This is a genomic window from Microbispora hainanensis (genome assembly GCF_036186745.1).
Classification (GTDB): Bacteria; Actinomycetota; Actinomycetes; order Streptosporangiales; family Streptosporangiaceae; genus Microbispora.
The window spans coordinates 2,826,278-2,845,657 of the sequence record NZ_CP108086.1 but is presented as its reverse complement, the minus strand read 5'-3'; the positions used below and the strand labels follow the sequence as shown (position 1 = coordinate 2,845,657).

The following is a 19,380-nucleotide window of genomic DNA, read 5'->3' as shown; positions in this document are numbered from 1 at the left end:
GTGGTCAGGCGGCGGAGCGGCCGGTGGCGTGGTCCGCCACGGCCCGCATGATCAGGCCGGTCAGCTCCCGGTTCACCAGCTCGGCTCGCTCGTAGCCGATCATGTGCCCGGCGCCGGGGATCCGTACGAACCGGGCGTCGGGCAGCGCCTCGGCGATCCGGCGGCCGTGGGCGAGCGGGGTGAGCCGGTCGCGCTCCCCCACCATGACGAGCGTCTGAACGCGCCTGAGCGTCCGTAGGGCCGCGTGCTTGTCGTGCACCCCCAAAGCGCGGAAGAACCCGACCATGGCCTCCGTCGGCGTCGCCGCGGCCATCGCGTTCACCAGCCGGACGTGCCGCCGTCTCGCGCCCTTGCCGAAGGCGGCGTAGCGGGTCACCGGCAGGTTGGTCCAGCTCTTAACGCGGGGCCGCGCGTCGATGGCCTCGGCGCGGGCCAGCATGCTCTCGAACACCGAGGTCGTGACGCGGGGCGCCAGCCGCCCGAGCGGCCCGGGAAGGCCGAAGGTGGTGTCGGCGAGCCCGCCGGACGACGTGCTGAGCAGCGCCACGCCGGCCACCCGTGACTCGACCAGGGCGGGATGCCGGTCGGCGAGCGCCATGATCGTCATGCCGCCCATCGAGTGGCCTGCGAGGACGACGGGCAGCCCCTCCGGCACGGCGGCCTCGATGACGGCCGCGAGGTCGTCGCCCAGCCGGTCGATCGTGTACGTCTCCAGCGGCCCGGCCGAGGAGTCGCCGTGCCCGCGCTGGTCGTAGAAGACGAGCGTGCCGAGGCCGGCCAGGGCCTCGCGCTGGGGCTGCCAGCAGTTCCGGTTCATCAGCCAGCCGTGGGCGAAGACGACGGCGCAGCGGGGATCGGGATGGTCGTCGATCTCCACGGCCAGGCGGACCCCGTCGTCGGTCGTGACCGTCGTCCGGCGGCCGGGCGCGCCGCCGGACGCCGACGCGGTCTTCACCCGCCTGGTCTGGACGCGCTGCGCGGCGCTGACCACCCTGCCGATCGCCAGGCCGAGGGCGAGCCCGGCGAGGGCGGCGTTCCGCCCCTTGCTCATGGTGCTCCTCCGGGGGATGAGGGTGAGCACACCATACCGACCGGTAGGTCCCTTTTGTCAGACCCGTGTTTTGTCAGACTCCGCGCCCAAGACGCTTCCGGCAGCCGGATGTCACATCACGATCGGGGGGAACGCCGGGCCCCGGCGCAGCCGCAGCGCGTCGAGCTGCCGTTGCATGGTCTCCCTGACGTGGTCGGTCAGGTCGAAGACCAGCAGGGGGTCGTCGGCCTCCTCCGGGGCGTACTCGTCGGTCCGGACCGGCTCGCCGAACTCGATCAGCCACTTGGACGGCAGCGGGAGCAGGCCGAGCGGCCCGAGCCAGGGGAACAGCGGCGTGATCGGCAGGTAGGGCAGGCCGAGCAGCCGGGCGAGCGCCGGAATGTCGCCGATCTTGGGGTAGATCTCCTCCGCCCCCACGATGGCGCACGGGACGATCGGCACGCCTGCTCTGATCGCCGACGCGACGAATCCGCCCCGGCCGAACCGCTGGAGCCGATAACGCTCGGAGAACGGCTTGCCGATGCCCTTGAAGCCCTCCGGGAAGACGCCGACGACCTCGCCCTTGCGCAGCAGCCGGTCGGCGTCCTCGGGGCAGGCGAGCGTGTGCCCGGACTTGCGGGCCAGGTGCCCGAGCACCGGAAGCTGGTAGACCAGGTGCGCCCCGAGCAGGCGCAGCGGCCTGTCCAGCTCGTCGTGCACCGCGACCTGCAGCATCAGCGCGTCCATGGGCAGCGTGCCGGAGTGGTTGGCGACGATCAGCGCGCCCGCGTCGGCCGGCACGTTGCCGAGCCCGAGGGCCTCGACCCTGAACCAGTGCCGATAGAGCGGGCGCAGCGCCTCGATCAGCACGTTCTCGTTGAGATCGGGATCGAAGCCGAACTCGTCGACCTCGTATGCGCCGGTGACCCTGCGCCGCAGGAACGCGAACAGCTCGGCGAGCCGCTCGTCGGCCGTGCGTTCACCCGGGTTCTCATCCGTACGCCGGCCCTGGAAGTCGTCCATCAACGCCTCGTCACGAATTCGGCCGGACGACGGCGGCCAGCCAGTCGACCAGGGCACGCGGCAGGTCGCCGGGACCGCCGCGCGACCTGAGGAAGTCGTCGAACGCCGCGGCCGTGCTGTACTTGGGCCGCCAGCCGAGCTCGGCGGCGAGCCTGGTGGTGTCCACGGCCCTGCCGTGGCTCATGAGCGCGAGCTGCTCGGGCGAGAAGTCCACCAGCCGCGCGCCGCGGGCGAGCCCGCTGACGAAGCGGAAGGCGGGGGACGGCATGGGGATCACCGGGCGGCCCGTGCGCCGCGCGCACTGCGACAGCAGCAGCACGCCGTCGCCCGCGACGTTGAACACGCCCGGATGGTCGGCCCGCGCCGTACGGCACAGCACCTCGACGGCGTCGTCCTCGTGCACGAACTGCAGCCGGGGATCGAAGCCGAGCACGGTGGGCAGCACCGGCTGCGAGAAGTAGCTCGTCAGCGGTGATTCGACGTTCGGCCCCATGAGCGTGGCGAAGCGCAGCGTCGTCGTCGTCACGTCGGGCCGGCGCCGGGCGAAGCCCCGCACGTACGTCTCGACCTCGGTGGCGTCCCTGGCGAACCCGGAGTGCGATCCCTCGACGGGCTCGGTGTCCTCCGTGAACACGGCGGGAGCGTGCGGCGAGGAGCCGTACACGGCCGTGGTGGACCGCACGACCACCCGGCGCACCGTGGCGGAGCGCTGACACGCCGCGAGCAGCTGCATCGTCCCGATGACGTTGTGCTCCTTCATGGCCGGGCGGCCGCCGCCCGAGCCGCCCGCCCGGCCGCCGCCTCCGGGGCCGCTGACCAGGCTGAGGTGCACGACGGTGTCGACGTCGGCGTCCCTGATGACCTTGACCAGGTCGGGACTGCGCAACGCGACCCGGACGAACTCGGTGCGGCCGAGCACCGCGCCGTCCTCCCCGGCGGGGGATGGCGGCGGCGCAGTGTCCACGCCGATGACCCGGTCGATCTCCGGGTCGGCCGCGAGCGCGAGCGCAACACGAGCGCCGATGTGACCGGAGACACCGGTGACCAGCACAGTACGAGTCATCGACGCCTCGCCGGGGGTGTGCGTGTTCACGGTCGCCCGGTCCGTGAGGACCGGTGCGCGCTCCGTCTCGGCTACTTCTTGTTACGCCGCTGGATGCGGGTCTTCTTGAGCAGCTTGCGGTGCTTCTTCTTGGCCATACGCTTGCGGCGCTTCTTGATCACAGAGCCCACGGGACCCCCAGGTGAAGGTGTGACTGTCCAACCGGCGCGCGAGCGCACACCGGCTCAACAGACTACCGGCGATCCGTGGTAGATCGCTCCCCCGGGGGACCCCGCGTCGACCGGGAGTCGGCCACGCCGCCGTCAAGCGTGGTCGCCTGTGCCGTTCACCCTGCTTCGATGAACGCGTCCCGCAAGTAGTCGTGGACCGCCTGCTCGGGAACTCTGAAGGACCGGCCGACACGGATGGCCGGTAACTCTCCCGAGTGCACGAGCCGATACACGGTCATCTTGGACACCCGCATGACGGTCGCGACCTCGGCCACCGTCAAGAACTTCACCTCGCTGAGAGGTCTTTCGCCTGCACCCATCGGACGCCTCTTCCGCACGTGTTTCCGGGTTATCCCCACTGGTGCCATTGCTCACGCACGTGTACTGCCGTCAGCGTAAGTCCGGACTCCGAGTAGGCAAACCCCTCATTCCATCAGTCAACGGAGCCGTGTGCCGTCAAAATCGGGAAAGTCGCTGGCAGCAGCCGGGCCGTGCCCCTCGCCTCAATCTTGGAACGGACCAACTTCTCTCACATTAGAGTCGCCCAGACACACGAAAAAGTTGGCAAACCGGCGACCCAGAGGCGCAAAAACGGGCGCGAAATGCCCGGTTTTGGAGGTCCGGAAGGGATGTCAGAGGCTCCGGGCGACCCGATCGAGCAGGTACGCCGTCAGCGGAGCGTAGTAGCGCGGCAGCACATTGTCATCGAGGGGAACCGCCACGGCGATCTTGCCCTCGGCCTCGCCCACGAACAGCGCGGGGTCGTTGCTGTCGGCGAAGCCCACGGTCTCGACCCCGGCCTCGCCCGCGGCCCCGGCCCAGCCGTGATCGGCGATCACGAAGTCGGGCCGCTCCTCGGCGAGCATCGCCTCCATCGGCGCGGCCTCGTGGGTGTGCACGAACGTGCCCCGGTCCTCCAGCATCGCCACGCTGTCGAGGTAGCGGATCTGCCTGCGCCGGCCGAGACCGCCGACGTACGCCCAGCCCTCGGCCGGGGTGAGCAGGGTCGCGCCGCGCTCCGCGAGGAACCGCGCCACCGCGAGGTGGACGGTGAGCAGGCCGGTCGGGTGCCCGGTGGCGACCACGACCCGGGGCGCGCCGCGCCGCAGCACCTTGGCGATCCGATCGCCCATCTCCTCCACGGCGTCGATGGTCCGCTCGGGGTCGATGGTGTCGGGGCCCTCGCGGTGGCCGGGATCGGCGGTCACTCCCACCTTTTCGGACATGAGCGCCAGCACGTCGTGGTAGGACCACTCGCCCTCGAAGGTGAGCCCGAACAGGTAGTGCGGGTCGCGCAGCGCGAGCGACCGATAGTGGTCGAGGTTGTTCTCGCGGCTGGTCGCCACGTCGCCCGCGATGGCGGTCCGGACGAGGTGCTCGCGCAGCTCGGCCAGGGAGGGGGTTCGGGAGGCTCGGGAGGGTGGTGCGGTCACGACAGGTACAGCGCTCCTCGGCTCGGCATGATTCCATACTGCTCAGGGCATGGGGTCCAGGCCGTGGAAGGGGAACACCGCCTTCCTGGTGGCGATGACGGCCCGGTCGATGGCGTCGGCTGGATCGTACCCTTCCGAAATGTCGCGCCATTGCGGGTGACGCCCGTCGGTCATGGTCAGGGGCGCCAGCTCCCCGGTGCGCTCCCGCACGTACGTCCGCCAGGTCTCCGGTGTGGCGGTCGACGGCTCCACGGGCCGCCCCAGCGCCTCGGCCATCAGGTGCGTCCACGCCCGCGGCACGACCTGGACCAGCTCGTATCCCCCGCCGCCCACCGCGATCCAGCGGCCACCGGCGGTCTCGTGGGCCAGCCGGTGCAGCGCGGCGTACGCCGTGCGCTGCCCGTCCACGCTCAGCATGAGATGGGCCAGCGGGTCGAGGGCGTGGCTGTCGCAGCCCTGCTGGGTGACCAGGATCTGCGGCGCGAAGGCGTGCAGCAGCGGCGGGACCACCGCGTGGAAGGCGCGCAGCCACCCGGCGTCGCCGCACCCGGCCGGCAGCGCCACGTTGACCGCGGTGCCTGCCGCGCCGGTCTCCTGCGGGAAGCCGGTGCCGGGAAACAGCGTGCGCGGGCTCTCGTGCAGGCTGATCGTGAGCACCCGCGGATCGTCGTAGAACGCCGCCTGCACGCCGTCGCCGTGGTGCACGTCCACGTCCACGTACGCGATCCTCGTCGCGCCCTGCGACAGCAGCCACGCGATGGCGACGGCCGGGTCGTTGTAGACGCAGAAGCCGCTGGCGGCGCCGGGCATGGCGTGGTGCAGGCCGCCCGCGATGTTGACCGCGTGCTCGGCCTCGCCGGTCCACACCAACCTGGCGGCGGCCAGCGTCGCGCCGGTGACCAGGGCGGACGCCTCGTGGACGCCCACGAAGGCGGGGTTGTCCTCGGTGCCGATCCCGTAGCGCAGGTCGGGGCGGCCGTCCTTGGAGACGTTCTTGACCGCCTCGATGTAGTCGCGGTTGTGCACCAGCGCGATCTCGTCCTCGGTGGCGGGGACGCACCCGGTCGTCTCGGTGCCGTCCAGCACGCCCAGGTCGCGGGCGAGCGCCATGGTGAGCTCCACGCGCACGGGCGCGAGCGGATGGCCGGGCCCGAAGTCGTACGAAACCAGAGCGTCGTCCCAGACGACCCGCACCGCCTGACTCATGCCGCGACGCTATCGCACATGCCGTCACCGGCGTCCAGGCGGGCATCACACGCCCGCTCAGTCCGTACGCAGGGCCACGACGGGATCGAGCCGGGCGGCCCGCCGGGCGGGGGCCACACCGAAGAAGACGCCCACGGCCGCGGAGACCCCGAAGGCGAGCACGATCGACCACCAGGTGATCGACGCGGGCACCGGCGAGACCGCCTGGATCAGCAGCGCGCCGCCGACCCCGCCCAGGATGCCGATCACCCCGCCGATCGTGGTCAGCAGCACGGCCTCGATCAGGAACTGGCCGAGGATGTCGCGGCCCCGGGCGCCGAGCGCCTTGCGCAGGCCGATCTCCTTGGTGCGCTCCCTGACGCTCACCAGCATGATGTTGGACACCCCGACGCCGCCGACCAGCAGCGAGATGCCCGCGATGGCGGCCAGCACGCCGGTCAGCATGCCGAGGACCGTGCCGATCGTGCCGAGGAGCTGGGTCTGGGTGACGGCCGAGAACGTCTCGCCCGGATAGCGGGAGGCGAGGGCGGCCACGACCCGCTGCCGCAGCGGCTCGATCTCGTCCGGGCCGGAGGCGCCGATGGCGATGCCGTTGATCCTCGGCAGCCCGATCAGCCGCTGGGCGGTGGTGACCGGCAGATGCACCTCCTGGTCCCGCGCGACCCCGAACGTGGATCCGACGGTCTCGTAGACCCCGATCACCCGGAACCGCACCCCGGCGATCGTGACCTGGCGGCCGATCGGATCGACGTCCCCGAACAGCTTGGCCGCGACCTCCGAGCCGAGGATCACCACGCGCCGCCGGGTGTCCACGTCGGTCTCGGTCAGATAGCGGCCCCGGCGCAGCGGCCGGTCGAAGACGTGCGGCATGTTCTCGTCGGTGCCGGTGAGCGTGGCGAACACCTCCACGCGGCCCACCCGCACCGGCTCGCCGGAGTTCACCGCGACCGTCACCTTCGAGGGGTCGCCGACCACGCGGCGCACGTACGCGACGTCCGACAGGTCGAGGCGGCTCTGGGTGGGGGCCGCGCCGAGCCCCACCTGTCCGGGGACCACGAGGATGATGTTGCTGCCGAGCCCCGCGATCTCCTTCTCGACGGCGTTCTTGGCCCCGGTGCCGATGGCGACGAGGATCACGACCGACAGCACGCCGATGATCACGCCGAGCATGGTCAGCATGCTGCGCAGCCGGTTGACCCGCAGCGCCTCCACCGCCATCCGCAGCGCCTCGGCCGTCCTCATGACGCCGCCCTCATGTGTCGCGCTCGATCCGGCCGTCGCGTACGTGGATCTGGCGGCGGGCCCGGGCCGCGACGTCGGCGTCGTGGGTGACGAGGACGACGGCGACGCCGCCCTCGTTGAGCCGTTCGAGCAGGCCCATCACCTCCTCGCCGTTGCGGGTGTCGAGGTTGCCCGTGGGCTCGTCGGCCAGCAGCACCCGAGGATCGCCCACCAGCGCCCGGGCGATCGCCACCCGCTGCTGCTCGCCGCCGGACATCTGCGACGGCCGGTGGGTGAGCCGGTGGCCGAGCCCGACCGCCTCAAGCGCCGCCCTGGCCCGCTCCCTGCGTACGGCGCGGGGCACGCCCCGGTAGACCAGCGGCAGCGCCACGTTGTCGAGCGCGGACGTACGGGGCAGAAGGTGGAACGACTGGAACACGAAGCCGATCGCGCGGTTGCGCAGATCGGCCAGCCGGGCGTCGTCGAGCGTCGCGACGTCCACGCCGTTCACCCGCAGCGTGCCCGAGGTCGGCCGGTCGAGGCAGCCGAGCAGGTGCATGAGCGTGGACTTGCCCGAGCCCGACGGGCCCACGATCGCCGCGAACTCCCCCTGCCCGATGCGCAGGTCCACACCGCGCAGTGCGTCGACCTGCACGCCGCCGTCCAGCCGGTAGGAGCGGGTGAGGCCGACCGCCTCGAACGCCGGCGCCCCGGCCGCCCCCGGCTCCGCCGGTGCGCCGGCGCGCTCGTCGTGGTTCACGACAGCGTCTGGCCGGGGCGTACGGCGTCGGCGCCCTTGACCACCACCCGCTCACCGGGAGACACCCCGCTGAGGATCTCCACGACCGCGTCGCCCTGCGCGCCCAGCCGGACGACCCGCCGCTCGGCTCTGCCGTCGCGCACCGCCCACACGATCGACTCCCGGCCGCTCGTCACGATCGCCGACGCGGGCACGGCCGTGGCGTTCTCCGAGCGGCGTACGGTCAGCCGCACCACGGCGCTCATCCCCGGCTTGGGCGCGGGGGCCGCGCCGCCGTCGTCGTAGGCGCCCCGGCCCAGGCGCAGCCGTACGGGATAGCTGACCCCGCCGGTCGCGCCCTCCTTGGGGGTGACCCCCACGCCCGTCACGGTGGCGATGTAGGTCGCGCCGGTCACCGCGTCGAACTCGACGTCGGCCGGGGTGCCCTCGCGCACGAGCAGCACGTCGGTCTCGTCCACGTCGGCCGACAACGTGAGCACCGACACGTCGGTCACGGTGACGATCGGGTCTCCGGCGGCCACCGGGACACCGGTGGCGATCGTCCCGCCGGAACGGCCCGCGGGTGCGGCCGCGGCCGCACCCGCCTGGCCCGCCAGACCGGCGGGCAGCTGTGAGACCAGCGCGCCGAGACCGGCCGCGCCCCCGGTGGAGGACGCCCCGCCCAGGGTGACCACGCCGCCGAACGGCGCCCTGACGACCAGGGCGTCCACGGTCTGCTCGGCCGCGCGCACGGCCGCCTTGGTCTGCGACCTCGACGCGGCCCGCAGCGACGCCATCGACGCGCTCAGCCCGCTGATCCCGGCGCTCATCTGGCCGCTGACCTGCGACAGGCTCTGGCCGATCGCCCGGGTGAGCCCGTCGAGCACCTCGCCGAGCGCCCGCCGCTGGGCCCGCTGCCGCTTCTCGGCGGTGTCGATGGCGGCCAGCAGCCGGGCCCTGGCCCCGCGGTCGCCGATCGATTTTGCCGCCTTCCTGGCCTGGGCGAACGACCGGGCGACGTGTGCGTCGAGCGAGCTCGGCAGCCGCAGGCTCGGCAGCCGTACGCTCACCGGGGCGCCGCCGCCGAAGGAGACGGGCTTGGCGGCCTGCCGGTCTGCCTCACGCGCGGCCGAGAGCTGCTGCTTCGCCTGAGGAGAGCTGATCCTGGCGAGGACCTGGCCCTTCTTCACCGTGTCGCCGTCCTGGACGTACAGGCGGGCGATCGTGCCGGACGCGGGGGCGGTCAGGGTGGCCGTCGCACGCGCGCCCACCGTCGCGGGGGCCTCGACGACCTCGCTGACGGTGGTCCTCGTGACCTCGGCCACGGCGGCCTTCTGCGGTTCGGACGACGTGCACCCGGCGGCGAGCAGGACGGCGATGAGCGGGACGACCACGCGACGACACGTCACGCGCCAATCGTAAAGCGGTGGTCATCTTCCGTCCCGGGAATGCCGGTCGTCACAGGGCAAACTGCGGCAACCGGCACAGCCGCTCGCGAACCGGACGCCGCGTCAGCCGGCGGCGAGACGGCGGCTGCGCTCGCAGGCCGCCTCGATCGCGTCGAGGAACGCGGCCCGCACCTTGTGGCGCTCCAGCTCGGCGATGGCGGAGATCGTGGTGCCTCCGGGCGACGTCACGGCCTCGCGCAGGATCACCGGGTGCTCCCCGGAGTCGCGCAGCATGATCGCTGCGCCGACGATCGACTGGGTGACCATGTCGAGGGCCGCGGCGCGCGGCATGCCCAGCAGGATCCCGGCGTCGACCATGGCCTCGACCAGGTAGAAGAAGTACGCCGGACCGCTGCCGGACAGCGCGGTGGCGGCGTCCTGCTGCGACTCGGGGATGCGCAGCACCTTCCCCACCGGGCTGAGCAGCTCCTCGGTGCGCTTCAGGTGCTCCTCGGAGGCGTGCGCCCCGGCCGAGATGACGCTCATGGCCTCGTCCACCAGGACGGGCGTGTTGGACATGACGCGGACGACCGCCACGCCGTCCGCGAGCCGCGCCTCCACGAACGCGGTCGTGATGCCGGCGGCCACCGAGATCACCAGCCGATCGGCGGCCACATACGGGGAGATCTCGGTCAGCAGCGCGTTCATGTCCTGCGGCTTGACCGCGAGGATCAGCGTGTCGGCCAGCTTGGCCGCCTCTGCGTTGCCCGCGACCCGGACGCCATAGCGCTCGCGCAGCGCCTCGGCCCGCTCGGGCCTGCGGGCCGTCGCCACGATCTCGTCGGGCCCCAGACCTGCGCGTACGAGCCCGGAGAGCAGGGCCTCGCCCATCTTTCCTGTCCCGAGAATCGCGATCATTCCTGCACCTCTTCTGGGCTTCGCCGGGATCTCCCCGCAGCTTACCGACCCTGCCGTACGGAGCCGAACGCGATGGGCCGGCCCGGAGGGTCAGTTCCAGTGGCCCGCGGCGGCGGTCTCGGCGACGTAGTCCTCGAACCGCCGGGGCGGCCTGCCGAGGGCCTGCTCCACGCCGTCGGAGGGGGCGGCGCCCTGCCCGTCGCGGATGTCCACGAGGAGACCGGTGAGCAGCCGCGCGGCCTCGGGCGGGACGCCGTTCGCGACCTGGCGTTCCACGAAGGTCTCGGGGGCGACGTCGACGTGCCGGATCGTGCGCCCCGTGGCACTGCCGATGAGATCGGCCGCCTCTCCGAAGGAGACGGCCCGCGGGCCGGTGAGGTGATAGATCCGGCCGCTGTGCCGCTCGTCGGTCAGCGCCGCCGCGGCGACCTCGGCGATGTCCTCGGCGTCCACGAACGGCGTACGCCCGTCTCCGGTGGGCAGGGCCAGGGCGCCGGCGAGGATGCCCTGCCGCCAGAACGCCTCGCTGAAGTTCTGCGCGAACCAGTCGGGCCGCAGGATGGTCCAGCCGACGCCCGAGTCGCGTACGGCCCGCTCCGCGGACTTCAGCGGGTGATCGTCACCGGCCTCGCCCACGCCGTAGGCGGACAGCAGCACCAGCCGCCGAGCTCCGGCGGCCACCGCCTCGGCGACGAGAGCGGGGACGCGCGCCCGGCGGTCCAGGCCCGGCCGCAGGTCGGGCTCGACGATGTAGACGGCGGCGGCCCCGTCGAGCGCGGGCGCCCAGGTCTCCGGCCTGCCCAGATCGAACGGGACGTCCCCGCCGGTGCGGGACGCCGTACAGGCCTGCACACCGGCGGCCTTCAGGCGCCGGACGACGCGGCGGCCGGTCTTGCCGGTGCCGCCGATTACGAGGATCTTCTCCATGCCCCAAGGAAACCGGGGAACACCGAGACGATCCATGGGAGAACGTCCCTCATTTCTTTGTCAGCGTCTAGCGTGACGGCATGGACGTGCTGAGCGACCTGCTCCATCGGGCTCACGCCAGGAACGCGCTGGTCAGGCAGTTGATCCAGCGGCCGCCATGGGCGCTGGCCTTCACCGGCGCCCCGCCTCTCACCGTGGTGGCCGCGCTCGGGGGCCACGCGTCGGTGCGGCTCGACGGCGCGGGCGTCGCCCCGATGCGCCTGGCCCCGGGTGACATCGCCCTCATCGGCGGCGCCCACCCGCACACGATCGCCGACGATCCGTCCACCCCGCCGCAGGCCGTGATCCACGGGAGCAGGAAACACGTCGTCGGCGACGGCGAGGCGGCGGCCGGGGCGCAGCGGAGTCTCGGCCCGCGCACCTACGGCGACGGCCTGCCCGGGGCCACGATCATGCTCAGGGGCGCCTGCGAACTGCGTGGTCAGGCAGGCGCCCGGCTGCTGGGCATGCTGCCGCCGCTGGCGGTCGTGCCGGCCGGGCCGAGCACCCGGGCCGCCCTGGACCTGCTCGCCGCCGAGGTCGCCCCCGACGAACCCGGCCAGGACGCCGTCCTCCACCGGCTGCTCGACCTCGTGCTCGTGCTGGCGTTGCGGGCCTGGTGCGCCGGGCCGGGGGCCGCGGCCCCCTCCTGGCACCGGGCGCTGGCCGATCCCGCCGTCGGCGAGGCGCTGCGCCTGCTGCACGAGCGTCCCGCCCGTCGGTGGACGGTCGCCGAGCTGGCCGCGGGGGTGGGCATGTCGCGCGCCGCCTTCGCCGCGCGCTTCCGGAGCATGGTGGGCGAGCCCCCGCTCGCCTACCTCACCGGCTGGCGGATGACCCTGGGAGCCGATCTGCTCAGCGACACCGACGCCACCATCGCCGCCGTGGCTCGCGAGGTCGGCTACGGGGACGCGTTCGCCTTCAGCGTGGCGTTCAAGCGCGCCCGCGGCGTCAGCCCCTCGGCCTGGCGCCGCCGGGCGCGTTGAGCCCGATTCCCGAGACGTACGGCCGACGTGCAGGGGGTCGCGCAGGGGACTCGGCCAGGGGGTTCGGCCAGGGGGTTCGGCCAGGGGGTTCGGCCAGGGGCTGCGCTCAGGAGGTCCGGCGGCGCAGCGTGGCGGCGCCGAGCAGCAGTGCCAGCACTGCCGACCCCGCCACCACGACGACGTCGCGCCAGAACTCGCCGCTCGGATCGGTGTCCGCGACCGCGTGCGCCATCGCCTCGATCGCGTACGACATGGGCAGGACGTTCGAGATCCACTCCAGCACGGTCGCCATCTGCCCGCGCGGCACGAGGATCCCGCCGAGCAGGATCTGGGGGATCATCACGATCGGCATGAACTGCACGGCCTGGAACTCCGTGCGGGCGAACGCGCTGCACAGCAGGCCGAGCGCGGTGCCGAGCAGGGCGTTGAGCAGGGCCACGAGCACCAGCGGCCACAGCGGGCCGGGCAGGTCGAGGCCCAGCCAGGTGAGGGAGACGGTCAGCGCCAGCGCCACCTGGACACACGCCGCCAGCCCGAACGCGAGGCCATAGCCGAGGAGGAGGTCGAGCCGTCCGAGCGGCATCGCCATGAGCCGCTCAAGCGTGCCCGACGTGCGCTCGCGCAGCGTCCCGATCGAGGTGATGAGGAACATCACCAGGAAGGGGAAGACGCACAGCAGAATCGGCGACCAGTGGCCGAACGCGCGCTCGTCGTCCATCACGTAGTAGAGCAGGATCATCACCAGCGTCGGCACCAGGACCATGAGCGCGACCGTCCGCCGGTCGTGGCGAAGCTGGGTCATGATCCGCCTGGCGGTGGCAAAAGTGATCGCGAAGCTCATGCCGACTCCTCGCCTTCGGCTCGGAGTGAGGTCGTGCCGGAGGCGCGCAGGGAGGTCGTGCCGGAGGCGCGCGGTGAGGCCGTGCCGGAGGCGCGCGGTGAGGCCGTGCCGGAGGCGCGCAGGAGACCGCCGCGCCGGACGCCGCGTCTGTCGATTCGCTCGCGAAGCGCGTTCATGCCGCCGCCCTCTCTTCGATCAGGCGCAGGAACGCCTCCTCCAGGTCGGTCGTACGCGTGTGGTCGCGCAGGGCGCCGGGGGTGTCGTCGGCGAGGATCTTCCCCTCACGCAGCACGATCAGCCGCTCGCACCGCGCGGCCTCGTCCATGACGTGGCTGGAGACCAGGATCGTGGTGCCGCCCTCCGCGAGGCGGTTGAAGAGCGTCCACAGCTCCTGCCGCAGCACGGGGTCGAGCCCGACCGTCGGCTCGTCGAGCACGAGCAGCTCCGGACGGCCGAGCAGGGCCACGGCGAGCCCGGCGCGGCCCAGCTGACCGCCCGAGAGCGTGGACGCGAGCTGGTGGGCGGCCCCGGAGAGCCCCACCTCCGCGAGCACCCGCTCGGGGTCGTCCTTCGGCGCGCCGAGCACGGCGGCGAAGTAGCGCAGGTTCTCCAGCACGGTCAGGTCCCGGTAGACCGCCGGGCTCTGCGTCGAGTAGCCGATCCTGCGGCGCAGGCCCGCGCTCCCGGCCGGCTCGCCGAGCACGCTCACCTCGCCGCCGGACACGACCTGGACGCCCACGATCGCCCGCATGAGCGTCGTCTTGCCGCAGCCGCTCGGCCCGAGCAGGCCGGTGACCTGCCCTCGCGGCACCTCGAAGGTCAGGCCGTGCAGGACCTCGGCCCCGCCCCTGACCACCCGCAGATCCCGTACGGCGATCGCGGGATCCGATAAATTCATCATGTGATGAATTTAAACCCGCGGCAAAGGGCCGTCAATGCGTCCATCGCGGTGACATTCCGGCCCCCGCGGCGCGCACCGACCGCGAAAAGCGATTTGTCCGAGGGTGCGCCGCATGGGTAACTTCACGCCCCATGACCCCGACTCTGCGGACCGAGCGCCTGCTGCTGGAGCCGTACGTCCCCGAAGACGAGGACGACTTCGTCACCCTGTTCCTGGACGGGCGGGTGTCGCGGTGGATGGGCGACGGTCCCGCCCCCGAGGCGGACTACCGCGCCCTGTTCGGGCGGATCTTCACGAAGGTCTACGCCCAGGAGCTGTTCGACGTCTGGGCCGTGCGCCGGGACGGCCGCTTCGCCGGGCACGCCGAGATCAAGCCGGCGAAGGTGGCGGACGGCTACGAGATCATCTACGCCCTGGCCCCCGGCATGTGGGGATTCGGCCTGGGGAGAGAACTGGCCGGGGCGATCGTCGCCTACGGCTTCGACACCCTGGGGCTCACCGAGGTGTACGCCACCGTGGCGGCGCCGAACACCGCCTCGCTGGCCGTGCTGAACGGGATCGGCTTCGAGCACGTGCGGGACGTGACCGAGGACGACGGAGGCGTCACCCACGTGCTGAGGCGCAGCCGGGCCACAGGGTGAACCGGTCGCTCCGCACAGCCGTGTATGGGACATGAGAAAGCTCTGGCTCGTGGCCCTCCTGTTCCTGGCGGTCGCCTGCGGAGGGACCTCCTCCACCTCGGCCTCACCCGAGCAGCCGGACGGCTCTCCCACCGGGACCGATGCCGATCAGGCCGTCAGCGTGCCGGCCGCGCCTGCCGCGCCGTCCGGCGCGCCGAGCGGCACCCCGTCTCCCGTGGCCCCGGCCGGGCCCACGCTGCACCCGCGCAAGGTGCCGTGGGAGAGCGCCACCCCCACCGACGACGGCAGGGCCCTCGACATCGTGTGGTGGTCCGGGGTGGAGCCCTGCAACGTGCTCGACCACGTCGAGGTGACCGAGACCGCGCGCGAGGTCACCGTCACCCTGTACGAGGGACAGGACCGGCGCTCGCCCGACGCCGTCTGCATCGCGATCGCGATCCTCAAGACCACGAAAGTGCAGCTCAAGGCCCCGCTCGGCGACCGGAAGGTCGTGGACGGCGCGAAGTAGAGAGGACAGACCGTACGAGTTCCCGGCCACGGGATGAAATCCGCGCGCTCCAGGGTTGAGCCACATAGACTCAAGACGATTGACAGACCCCTCGGCGGGGCTAGTATTTGAGTCTGACCGACTCAACTTTGACTACAAGGACGTACTCATGGCACGTGCGGTAGGTATCGACCTGGGGACGACCAACTCCGTCGTCTCGATCCTCGAGGGCGGCGAGCCCACGGTCATCGCGAACGCTCAGGGCTCGCGGACCACGCCGTCCGTGGTCGCGTTCGCGAAGAACGGCGAGGTTCTCGTCGGCGAGGTCGCCAAGCGGCAGGCGGTGACCAACGTCGACAGGACCATCCGCTCGGTCAAGCGCCACATGGGCACGAACTGGTCGATCGAGATCGACGGCAAGAAGTTCACGCCCCAGCAGATCAGCGCGTTCGTCCTGCAGAAGCTCAAGCAGGACGCCGAGGCGTACCTGGGCGAGAAGATCACCGACGCGGTGATCACCGTTCCGGCGTACTTCAACGACGCCCAGCGGCAGGCCACCAAGGAGGCCGGTCAGATCGCGGGCCTCAACGTGCTGCGCATCATCAACGAGCCCACCTCCGCGGCCCTGGCCTACGGCCTCGACAAGGAGAAGGACCAGACCATCCTGGTCTTCGACCTCGGCGGCGGCACCTTCGACGTGTCCCTGCTCGACGTCGGCCAGGAGGACGGGCACGGGTTCGTCGAGGTCAAGGCCACCAGCGGTGACAACCACCTCGGCGGCGACGACTGGGACCAGCGGGTCGTCGACGAGCTGGTGACCCGTTTCAAGAACGCGCACGGCGTCGACCTGGCCAAGGACAAGATGGCCCTCCAGCGTCTGCGCGAGGCGGCCGAGAAGGCCAAGATCGAGCTGTCGGCCCAGACCGAGACGACGATCAACCTGCCCTACATCACCGCCTCCTCCGAGGGCCCGCTGCACCTGGAGGAGAAGCTGACCCGGGCGGAGTTCCAGCGGATCACCGCCGACCTGCTCGAGCGCTGCAAGGGCCCGTTCCACCAGGTCATCAAGGACGCGGGGATCAAGGTCTCCGACATCGCCCACGTGGTCCTGGTCGGCGGTTCCACCCGCATGCCGGCCGTGTCGGAGCTGGTCAAGGAGCTGACGGGCGGCAAGGAGCCCAACAAGGGCGTGAACCCGGACGAGGTCGTCGCCATCGGCGCCGCGCTCCAGGCCGGTGTCCTCAAGGGTGAGGTCAAGGACGTCCTGCTGCTCGACGTCACCCCGCTCAGCCTGGGCATCGAGACCAAGGGCGGGATCTTCACCAAGATCATCGAGCGCAACACGACGATCCCGACCAAGCGCTCGGAGGTCTTCACCACGGCCGAGGACAACCAGCCGTCGGTGCAGATCCAGGTCTACCAGGGCGAGCGCGAGATCGCGGCGTACAACAAGAAGCTGGCCACCTTCGAGCTGACCGGCATCGCCCCGGCCCCGCGCGGCATCCCGCAGATCGAGGTCACCTTCGACATCGACGCGAACGGCATCGTGAACGTGTCGGCAAAGGACCTCGGCACGGGCAAGGAGCAGTCGATGACCATCACCGGCGGCTCGGCCCTCGGCAAGGAGGACATCGAGCGCATGATGCGCGAGGCGGAGTCCTACGCCGAGGAGGACAAGCGGCGTCGTGAGGAGGCCGAGGTCCGCAACAACGCGGACGCGCTGGCCTACCAGACGGAGAAGTTCCTCCGCGAGAACGACGAGAAGGTCCCGGCCGACGTCAAGACCGAGGTCAACGACTCGCTCGCCGAGCTGAAGAAGGCGCTGGAGGGCACCGACATCCCGGCCATCCGCACCGCCGCCGAGAAGCTCGCCACGGTCAGCCAGAAGATGGGCTCGGCCATCTACGCCCAGTCGCAGGCCGGCGCCGAGGGCGCCGCGCCCGGTGCGGACGCCGAGGGCGCCCAGGCGAAGGCCGACGAAGACGTGGTCGAGGCCGAGATCGTCGATGACGAGCGGGAGGGCGGCCGCAAGTGAGCCCGCGCGAGAACGGCTCCGAGGAGGAGCCGGTGATCCGCGACAACCGCAAGATCGACCCGGAGACCGGCAAGGCCCGCGAGTCCGCCGGGGAGGCCCCCGAGGCCGCCCCCGCGGACCAGGGCACGCAGGTGGCGGCGCCGGCCGAGGGGTCCGCGTCGGACCTGCTCGCCGAGCGCACCGCCGACCTGCAGCGGCTCCAGGCGGAGTTCAGCAACTACCGCAAGCGGGTCGAACGCGATCGGATCGCCGTCAGGGAACAGGCCGTCGCGAGCGTGCTCACCGAGCTGCTGCCGGTGCTCGACGACATCGGGCGCGCCCGCGACCACGGCGAGCTCACCGGCGGGTTCGCGAAGGTGAGCGAGTCGCTGGAGGCGGCCGTCGCCAAGCTGGGCCTGACCTCGTACGGCGCGAAGGGCGACCCCTTCGACCCGACCGTGCACGAGGCCCTGCTGCACAGCTACTCGGCGGAGGTGACCGAGGCGACGTGCGTCGAGATCCTCCAGCCGGGCTACCGGATCAACGACCGGATCCTGCGCGCCGCCCGCGTGGCCGTCGCGGAGCCGAGCGAGGAGGCCGCGGCGCCGGAGGAGACGGCGGCGGACTCCGGCGAGTCCGGCGAACCGGACGAGAACTGAAACCGCGGAGTCTCTCCCGATCGGCGAAGATCGGGAGAGACCCGCGAGGGCTGCCCGTGACGACACCCTCGGGGGCCTGCGCGGAAACACCGATTCACTCCCCTTTCGTGCGAAGGAAGCGATAGATGAGCACCAAGGACTACTTGGAAAAGGACTACTACGCCGTCCTTGGTGTGCCCAAGACCGCGAGCGCCGACGAGATCAAGAAGGCGTACCGCAAGCTCGCCCGCAAGTACCACCCCGACGCCAACCCGGGCAACAAGGAGACCGAGGAGAAGTTCAAGGAGGTCTCCGAGGCCTACGACGTGCTCTCCGACGTCAAGCGGCGCAAGGAGTACGACGAGGCGCGCACGCTGTTCGGGTCGGGCGTCGGCGGCTTCGCGGGAGCGGGGGGCCCGCGCGGCACCGGCGGCGGCTTCAACTTCGACCTCGGCGACCTGTTCGGCGGCTCGGGGTCGGGCGACCGGATCGGGGACCTGTTCGGGGGGCTGTTCAACCGGGGCGGAGCGGGCACGCGCACGACCACTGCCCGGCCACGGCGCGGCCAGGACGTCGAGTCGGAGGTGACGCTGACCTTCGGCGAGGCGGTCGACGGCAGCACCGTGTCCCTCCGGCTCACCAGTTCGGCCGCCTGCACCGCCTGCGGCGGCACGGGGGCGAAGGCGGGCACCACGCCACGGGTGTGCCCGACCTGCGAGGGAACCGGGGCGGCCAGCCGCAACCTCGGCAACTTCGCCTTCTCAGAGCCGTGCCGCGACTGCCGCGGCCGGGGCCTGGTGGTCGACGACCCCTGCCCCGTCTGCGAGGGCAGCGGGCGCGGCAAGAGCACCCGTACGATCCAGGCCCGCATCCCCGCCGGGGTCGGCGACGGCCAGCGCATCAGGATCAAGGGCAAGGGCGCGCCCGGTGAGAACGGCGGCCCGGCCGGCGATCTCTATGTGCTGGTCCACGTCAAACCGCACCCCGTGTTCGGGCGCAGCGGCGAGAACCTGACCGTCACGGTCCCCGTCACCTTCCCCGAGGCCGCGCTCGGCGCCGAGATCAAGGTGCCGACGCTCCGGGGGATGCCGGTGACCCTGCGCATCCCGGAGGGAACGCCCAACGGGCGCACGTTCCGGGTGCGCGGCCGTGGGGTCCCCCGCAAGGACGGCACGAAGGGCGACCTGCTGGTCACCGTCCAGGTCACGGTGCCCCAGCACCTCGACGACAAGGCCCGCGCGGCCCTTGAGGAGTTCAGGAACGCCACAGAGGGCCAGGACCTTCGCGAAGAGCTGATCAAGCAGGCCAGAAGCGAGTGAGCCGATGGATGCCAGGTTTTTCGACATCTCCGATGACACCCCCGTCTATGTGATCTCCGTAGCCGCCCAGCTGTCGGGGCTGCACCCGCAGACGCTGCGCCAGTACGACCGGCTCGGGCTCGTGAGCCCCGGCCGTACGGCGGGGCGGGGACGGCTGTACTCGACACGGGACATCGTGCTTCTGCGCGAGGTCCAGCGGCTCTCCCAGGAGCACGGCATCAACCTCGCCGGCATCAAGCGCATCCTCGAACTCGAAACCGAGAACATGCGCCTGCGCGAGGAGGTCACCCGGCTCAGGGGTGAGCTCACCATGCTGCGGGCACTGGTCCGCTACGAACTGCCACCGGCCTGACCGGC

At 71.8% G+C, this 19,380-nt stretch carries 22 protein-coding genes; 7 read left to right on the top strand and 15 right to left on the bottom strand.

Going from position 1 to position 19,380, the window contains the following annotated elements:
• Positions 1–4: 4 nt before the first annotated feature.
• The 12 genes from OHB01_RS13295 to OHB01_RS13240 form a co-directional block, all read right to left on the bottom strand.
• The gene (locus OHB01_RS13295) at positions 5–1,051 is read right to left on the bottom strand and encodes an alpha/beta fold hydrolase (protein WP_147943017.1); all 1,047 of its coding nucleotides are present in this window, start codon (positions 1,049–1,051) and stop codon (positions 5–7) included.
• Between the two features lie 111 nt (positions 1,052–1,162).
• Positions 1,163–2,053, bottom strand: a complete 891-nt coding sequence (locus OHB01_RS13290; protein WP_142647934.1) for a lysophospholipid acyltransferase family protein — start codon at positions 2,051–2,053, stop codon at positions 1,163–1,165.
• A 10-nt stretch (positions 2,054–2,063) separates the two neighbouring features.
• Entirely contained in the window at positions 2,064–3,116 is a 1,053-nt protein-coding gene (locus tag OHB01_RS13285) for an NAD-dependent epimerase/dehydratase family protein (RefSeq protein WP_147943015.1), read from the bottom strand.
• A gap of 71 nt (positions 3,117–3,187) precedes the next feature.
• The gene (locus tag OHB01_RS13280; protein WP_018654693.1) at positions 3,188–3,286 is read right to left on the bottom strand and encodes a 30S ribosomal protein bS22; all 99 of its coding nucleotides are present in this window, start codon (positions 3,284–3,286) and stop codon (positions 3,188–3,190) included.
• Positions 3,287–3,441: 155 nt separating this feature from the next.
• Positions 3,442–3,645: a helix-turn-helix domain-containing protein gene (locus OHB01_RS13275; RefSeq protein ID WP_030456159.1), complete on the bottom strand. Its 204-nt coding sequence runs from the start codon at positions 3,643–3,645 to the stop codon at positions 3,442–3,444.
• A 312-nt stretch (positions 3,646–3,957) separates the two neighbouring features.
• The gene (locus OHB01_RS13270) at positions 3,958–4,758 is read right to left on the bottom strand and encodes a phosphatase (protein ID WP_328855446.1); all 801 of its coding nucleotides are present in this window, start codon (positions 4,756–4,758) and stop codon (positions 3,958–3,960) included.
• A 42-nt stretch (positions 4,759–4,800) separates the two neighbouring features.
• On the bottom strand, positions 4,801–5,964 hold the full coding sequence (locus OHB01_RS13265; protein WP_142647932.1) for an acetoin utilization protein AcuC: 1,164 nt from the start codon (positions 5,962–5,964) through the stop codon (positions 4,801–4,803).
• Between the two features lie 57 nt (positions 5,965–6,021).
• Positions 6,022–7,206 (bottom strand): ABC transporter permease, encoded by a 1,185-nt coding sequence (locus OHB01_RS13260; protein ID WP_142647931.1) that lies wholly within the window; start codon positions 7,204–7,206, stop codon positions 6,022–6,024.
• A 10-nt stretch (positions 7,207–7,216) separates the two neighbouring features.
• On the bottom strand, positions 7,217–7,945 hold the full coding sequence (locus tag OHB01_RS13255) for an ABC transporter ATP-binding protein (protein WP_142647930.1): 729 nt from the start codon (positions 7,943–7,945) through the stop codon (positions 7,217–7,219).
• Complete coding sequence (locus tag OHB01_RS13250) at positions 7,942–9,333, bottom strand: efflux RND transporter periplasmic adaptor subunit (RefSeq protein ID WP_328855445.1); 1,392 nt, start codon at positions 9,331–9,333, stop codon at positions 7,942–7,944. Before OHB01_RS13250 ends, OHB01_RS13255 begins: the two co-directional genes overlap by 4 nt.
• 102 nt (positions 9,334–9,435) lie before the next feature.
• On the bottom strand, positions 9,436–10,230 hold the full coding sequence (gene proC, locus OHB01_RS13245) for a pyrroline-5-carboxylate reductase (RefSeq protein ID WP_142647928.1): 795 nt from the start codon (positions 10,228–10,230) through the stop codon (positions 9,436–9,438).
• 90 nt (positions 10,231–10,320) lie between these two features.
• Positions 10,321–11,157: an NAD(P)H-binding protein gene (locus tag OHB01_RS13240; RefSeq protein ID WP_142647927.1), complete on the bottom strand. Its 837-nt coding sequence runs from the start codon at positions 11,155–11,157 to the stop codon at positions 10,321–10,323.
• An 80-nt stretch (positions 11,158–11,237) separates the two neighbouring features.
• Between OHB01_RS13240 and OHB01_RS13235 the strand changes: the two genes are divergently transcribed.
• The gene (locus tag OHB01_RS13235; RefSeq protein ID WP_142647926.1) at positions 11,238–12,182 is read left to right on the top strand and encodes an AraC family transcriptional regulator; all 945 of its coding nucleotides are present in this window, start codon (positions 11,238–11,240) and stop codon (positions 12,180–12,182) included.
• Between the two features lie 106 nt (positions 12,183–12,288).
• Here the strand turns inward: OHB01_RS13235 and OHB01_RS13230 are convergent, their stop codons facing one another.
• From OHB01_RS13230 to OHB01_RS13220, 3 genes are read right to left on the bottom strand one after another with little or no spacing between them, the layout of a single operon-like run.
• Entirely contained in the window at positions 12,289–13,023 is a 735-nt protein-coding gene (locus tag OHB01_RS13230; RefSeq protein ID WP_142647925.1) for an ABC transporter permease, read from the bottom strand.
• Entirely contained in the window at positions 13,020–13,199 is a 180-nt protein-coding gene (locus OHB01_RS13225) for a hypothetical protein (RefSeq protein ID WP_142647924.1), read from the bottom strand. The genes OHB01_RS13230 and OHB01_RS13225 overlap by 4 nt, the downstream gene beginning before the upstream one ends.
• The gene (locus OHB01_RS13220) at positions 13,196–13,924 is read right to left on the bottom strand and encodes an ABC transporter ATP-binding protein (protein WP_240971434.1); all 729 of its coding nucleotides are present in this window, start codon (positions 13,922–13,924) and stop codon (positions 13,196–13,198) included. The genes OHB01_RS13225 and OHB01_RS13220 overlap by 4 nt, the downstream gene beginning before the upstream one ends.
• 131 nt (positions 13,925–14,055) lie before the next feature.
• On the opposite strand from OHB01_RS13220, the gene OHB01_RS13215 reads away from it, so the two are divergent.
• The 6 genes from OHB01_RS13215 (at position 14,056) to OHB01_RS13190 (ending at position 19,375) form a co-directional block, all read left to right on the top strand.
• On the top strand, positions 14,056–14,565 hold the full coding sequence (locus OHB01_RS13215) for a GNAT family N-acetyltransferase (RefSeq protein ID WP_142647923.1): 510 nt from the start codon (positions 14,056–14,058) through the stop codon (positions 14,563–14,565).
• 31 nt (positions 14,566–14,596) lie between these two features.
• Positions 14,597–15,073 carry a hypothetical protein gene (locus tag OHB01_RS13210; protein WP_142647922.1) on the top strand — a complete coding sequence of 159 codons (477 nt, stop codon included), beginning with the start codon at positions 14,597–14,599 and terminating at the stop codon, positions 15,071–15,073.
• A 148-nt stretch (positions 15,074–15,221) separates the two neighbouring features.
• Positions 15,222–17,087, top strand: a complete 1,866-nt coding sequence (dnaK, locus tag OHB01_RS13205) for a molecular chaperone DnaK (RefSeq protein ID WP_142647921.1) — start codon at positions 15,222–15,224, stop codon at positions 17,085–17,087.
• On the top strand, positions 17,084–17,725 hold the full coding sequence (grpE, locus tag OHB01_RS13200) for a nucleotide exchange factor GrpE (RefSeq protein ID WP_142647920.1): 642 nt from the start codon (positions 17,084–17,086) through the stop codon (positions 17,723–17,725). The genes dnaK and grpE overlap by 4 nt, the downstream gene beginning before the upstream one ends.
• A gap of 125 nt (positions 17,726–17,850) precedes the next feature.
• The gene (dnaJ, locus tag OHB01_RS13195; protein ID WP_142647919.1) at positions 17,851–19,023 is read left to right on the top strand and encodes a molecular chaperone DnaJ; all 1,173 of its coding nucleotides are present in this window, start codon (positions 17,851–17,853) and stop codon (positions 19,021–19,023) included.
• 4 nt (positions 19,024–19,027) lie between these two features.
• The gene (locus tag OHB01_RS13190; protein ID WP_142563365.1) at positions 19,028–19,375 is read left to right on the top strand and encodes a heat shock protein transcriptional repressor HspR; all 348 of its coding nucleotides are present in this window, start codon (positions 19,028–19,030) and stop codon (positions 19,373–19,375) included.
• Positions 19,376–19,380: the final 5 nt, after the last annotated feature.

Bases quoted from the DNA above. Each gene is read 5' to 3' on its own strand.
- OHB01_RS13225 (WP_142647924.1), bottom strand. From the start codon at position 13,199: ATGAACGCGCTTCGCGAGCGAATCGACAGACGCGGCGTCCGGCGCGGC.
- proC (WP_142647928.1), bottom strand. From the start codon at position 10,230: ATGATCGCGATTCTCGGGACAGGAAAGATGGGCGAGGCCCTGCTCTCC.
- dnaK (WP_142647921.1), top strand. From the start codon at position 15,222: ATGGCACGTGCGGTAGGTATCGACCTGGGGACGACCAACTCCGTCGTC.
- OHB01_RS13210 (WP_142647922.1), top strand. From the start codon at position 14,597: ATGAGAAAGCTCTGGCTCGTGGCCCTCCTGTTCCTGGCGGTCGCCTGC.
- OHB01_RS13290 (WP_142647934.1), bottom strand. From the start codon at position 2,053: ATGGACGACTTCCAGGGCCGGCGTACGGATGAGAACCCGGGTGAACGC.
- OHB01_RS13220 (WP_240971434.1), bottom strand. From the start codon at position 13,924: ATGATGAATTTATCGGATCCCGCGATCGCCGTACGGGATCTGCGGGTG.
- OHB01_RS13275 (WP_030456159.1), bottom strand. From the start codon at position 3,645: ATGGGTGCAGGCGAAAGACCTCTCAGCGAGGTGAAGTTCTTGACGGTG.
- OHB01_RS13190 (WP_142563365.1), top strand. From the start codon at position 19,028: ATGGATGCCAGGTTTTTCGACATCTCCGATGACACCCCCGTCTATGTG.
- OHB01_RS13295 (WP_147943017.1), bottom strand. From the start codon at position 1,051: ATGAGCAAGGGGCGGAACGCCGCCCTCGCCGGGCTCGCCCTCGGCCTG.
- OHB01_RS13285 (WP_147943015.1), bottom strand. From the start codon at position 3,116: ATGACTCGTACTGTGCTGGTCACCGGTGTCTCCGGTCACATCGGCGCT.
- OHB01_RS13230 (WP_142647925.1), bottom strand. From the start codon at position 13,023: ATGAGCTTCGCGATCACTTTTGCCACCGCCAGGCGGATCATGACCCAG.
- OHB01_RS13260 (WP_142647931.1), bottom strand. From the start codon at position 7,206: ATGAGGACGGCCGAGGCGCTGCGGATGGCGGTGGAGGCGCTGCGGGTC.
- dnaJ (WP_142647919.1), top strand. From the start codon at position 17,851: ATGAGCACCAAGGACTACTTGGAAAAGGACTACTACGCCGTCCTTGGT.
- OHB01_RS13240 (WP_142647927.1), bottom strand. From the start codon at position 11,157: ATGGAGAAGATCCTCGTAATCGGCGGCACCGGCAAGACCGGCCGCCGC.
- OHB01_RS13215 (WP_142647923.1), top strand. From the start codon at position 14,056: ATGACCCCGACTCTGCGGACCGAGCGCCTGCTGCTGGAGCCGTACGTC.
- OHB01_RS13265 (WP_142647932.1), bottom strand. From the start codon at position 5,964: ATGAGTCAGGCGGTGCGGGTCGTCTGGGACGACGCTCTGGTTTCGTAC.
- OHB01_RS13235 (WP_142647926.1), top strand. From the start codon at position 11,238: ATGGACGTGCTGAGCGACCTGCTCCATCGGGCTCACGCCAGGAACGCG.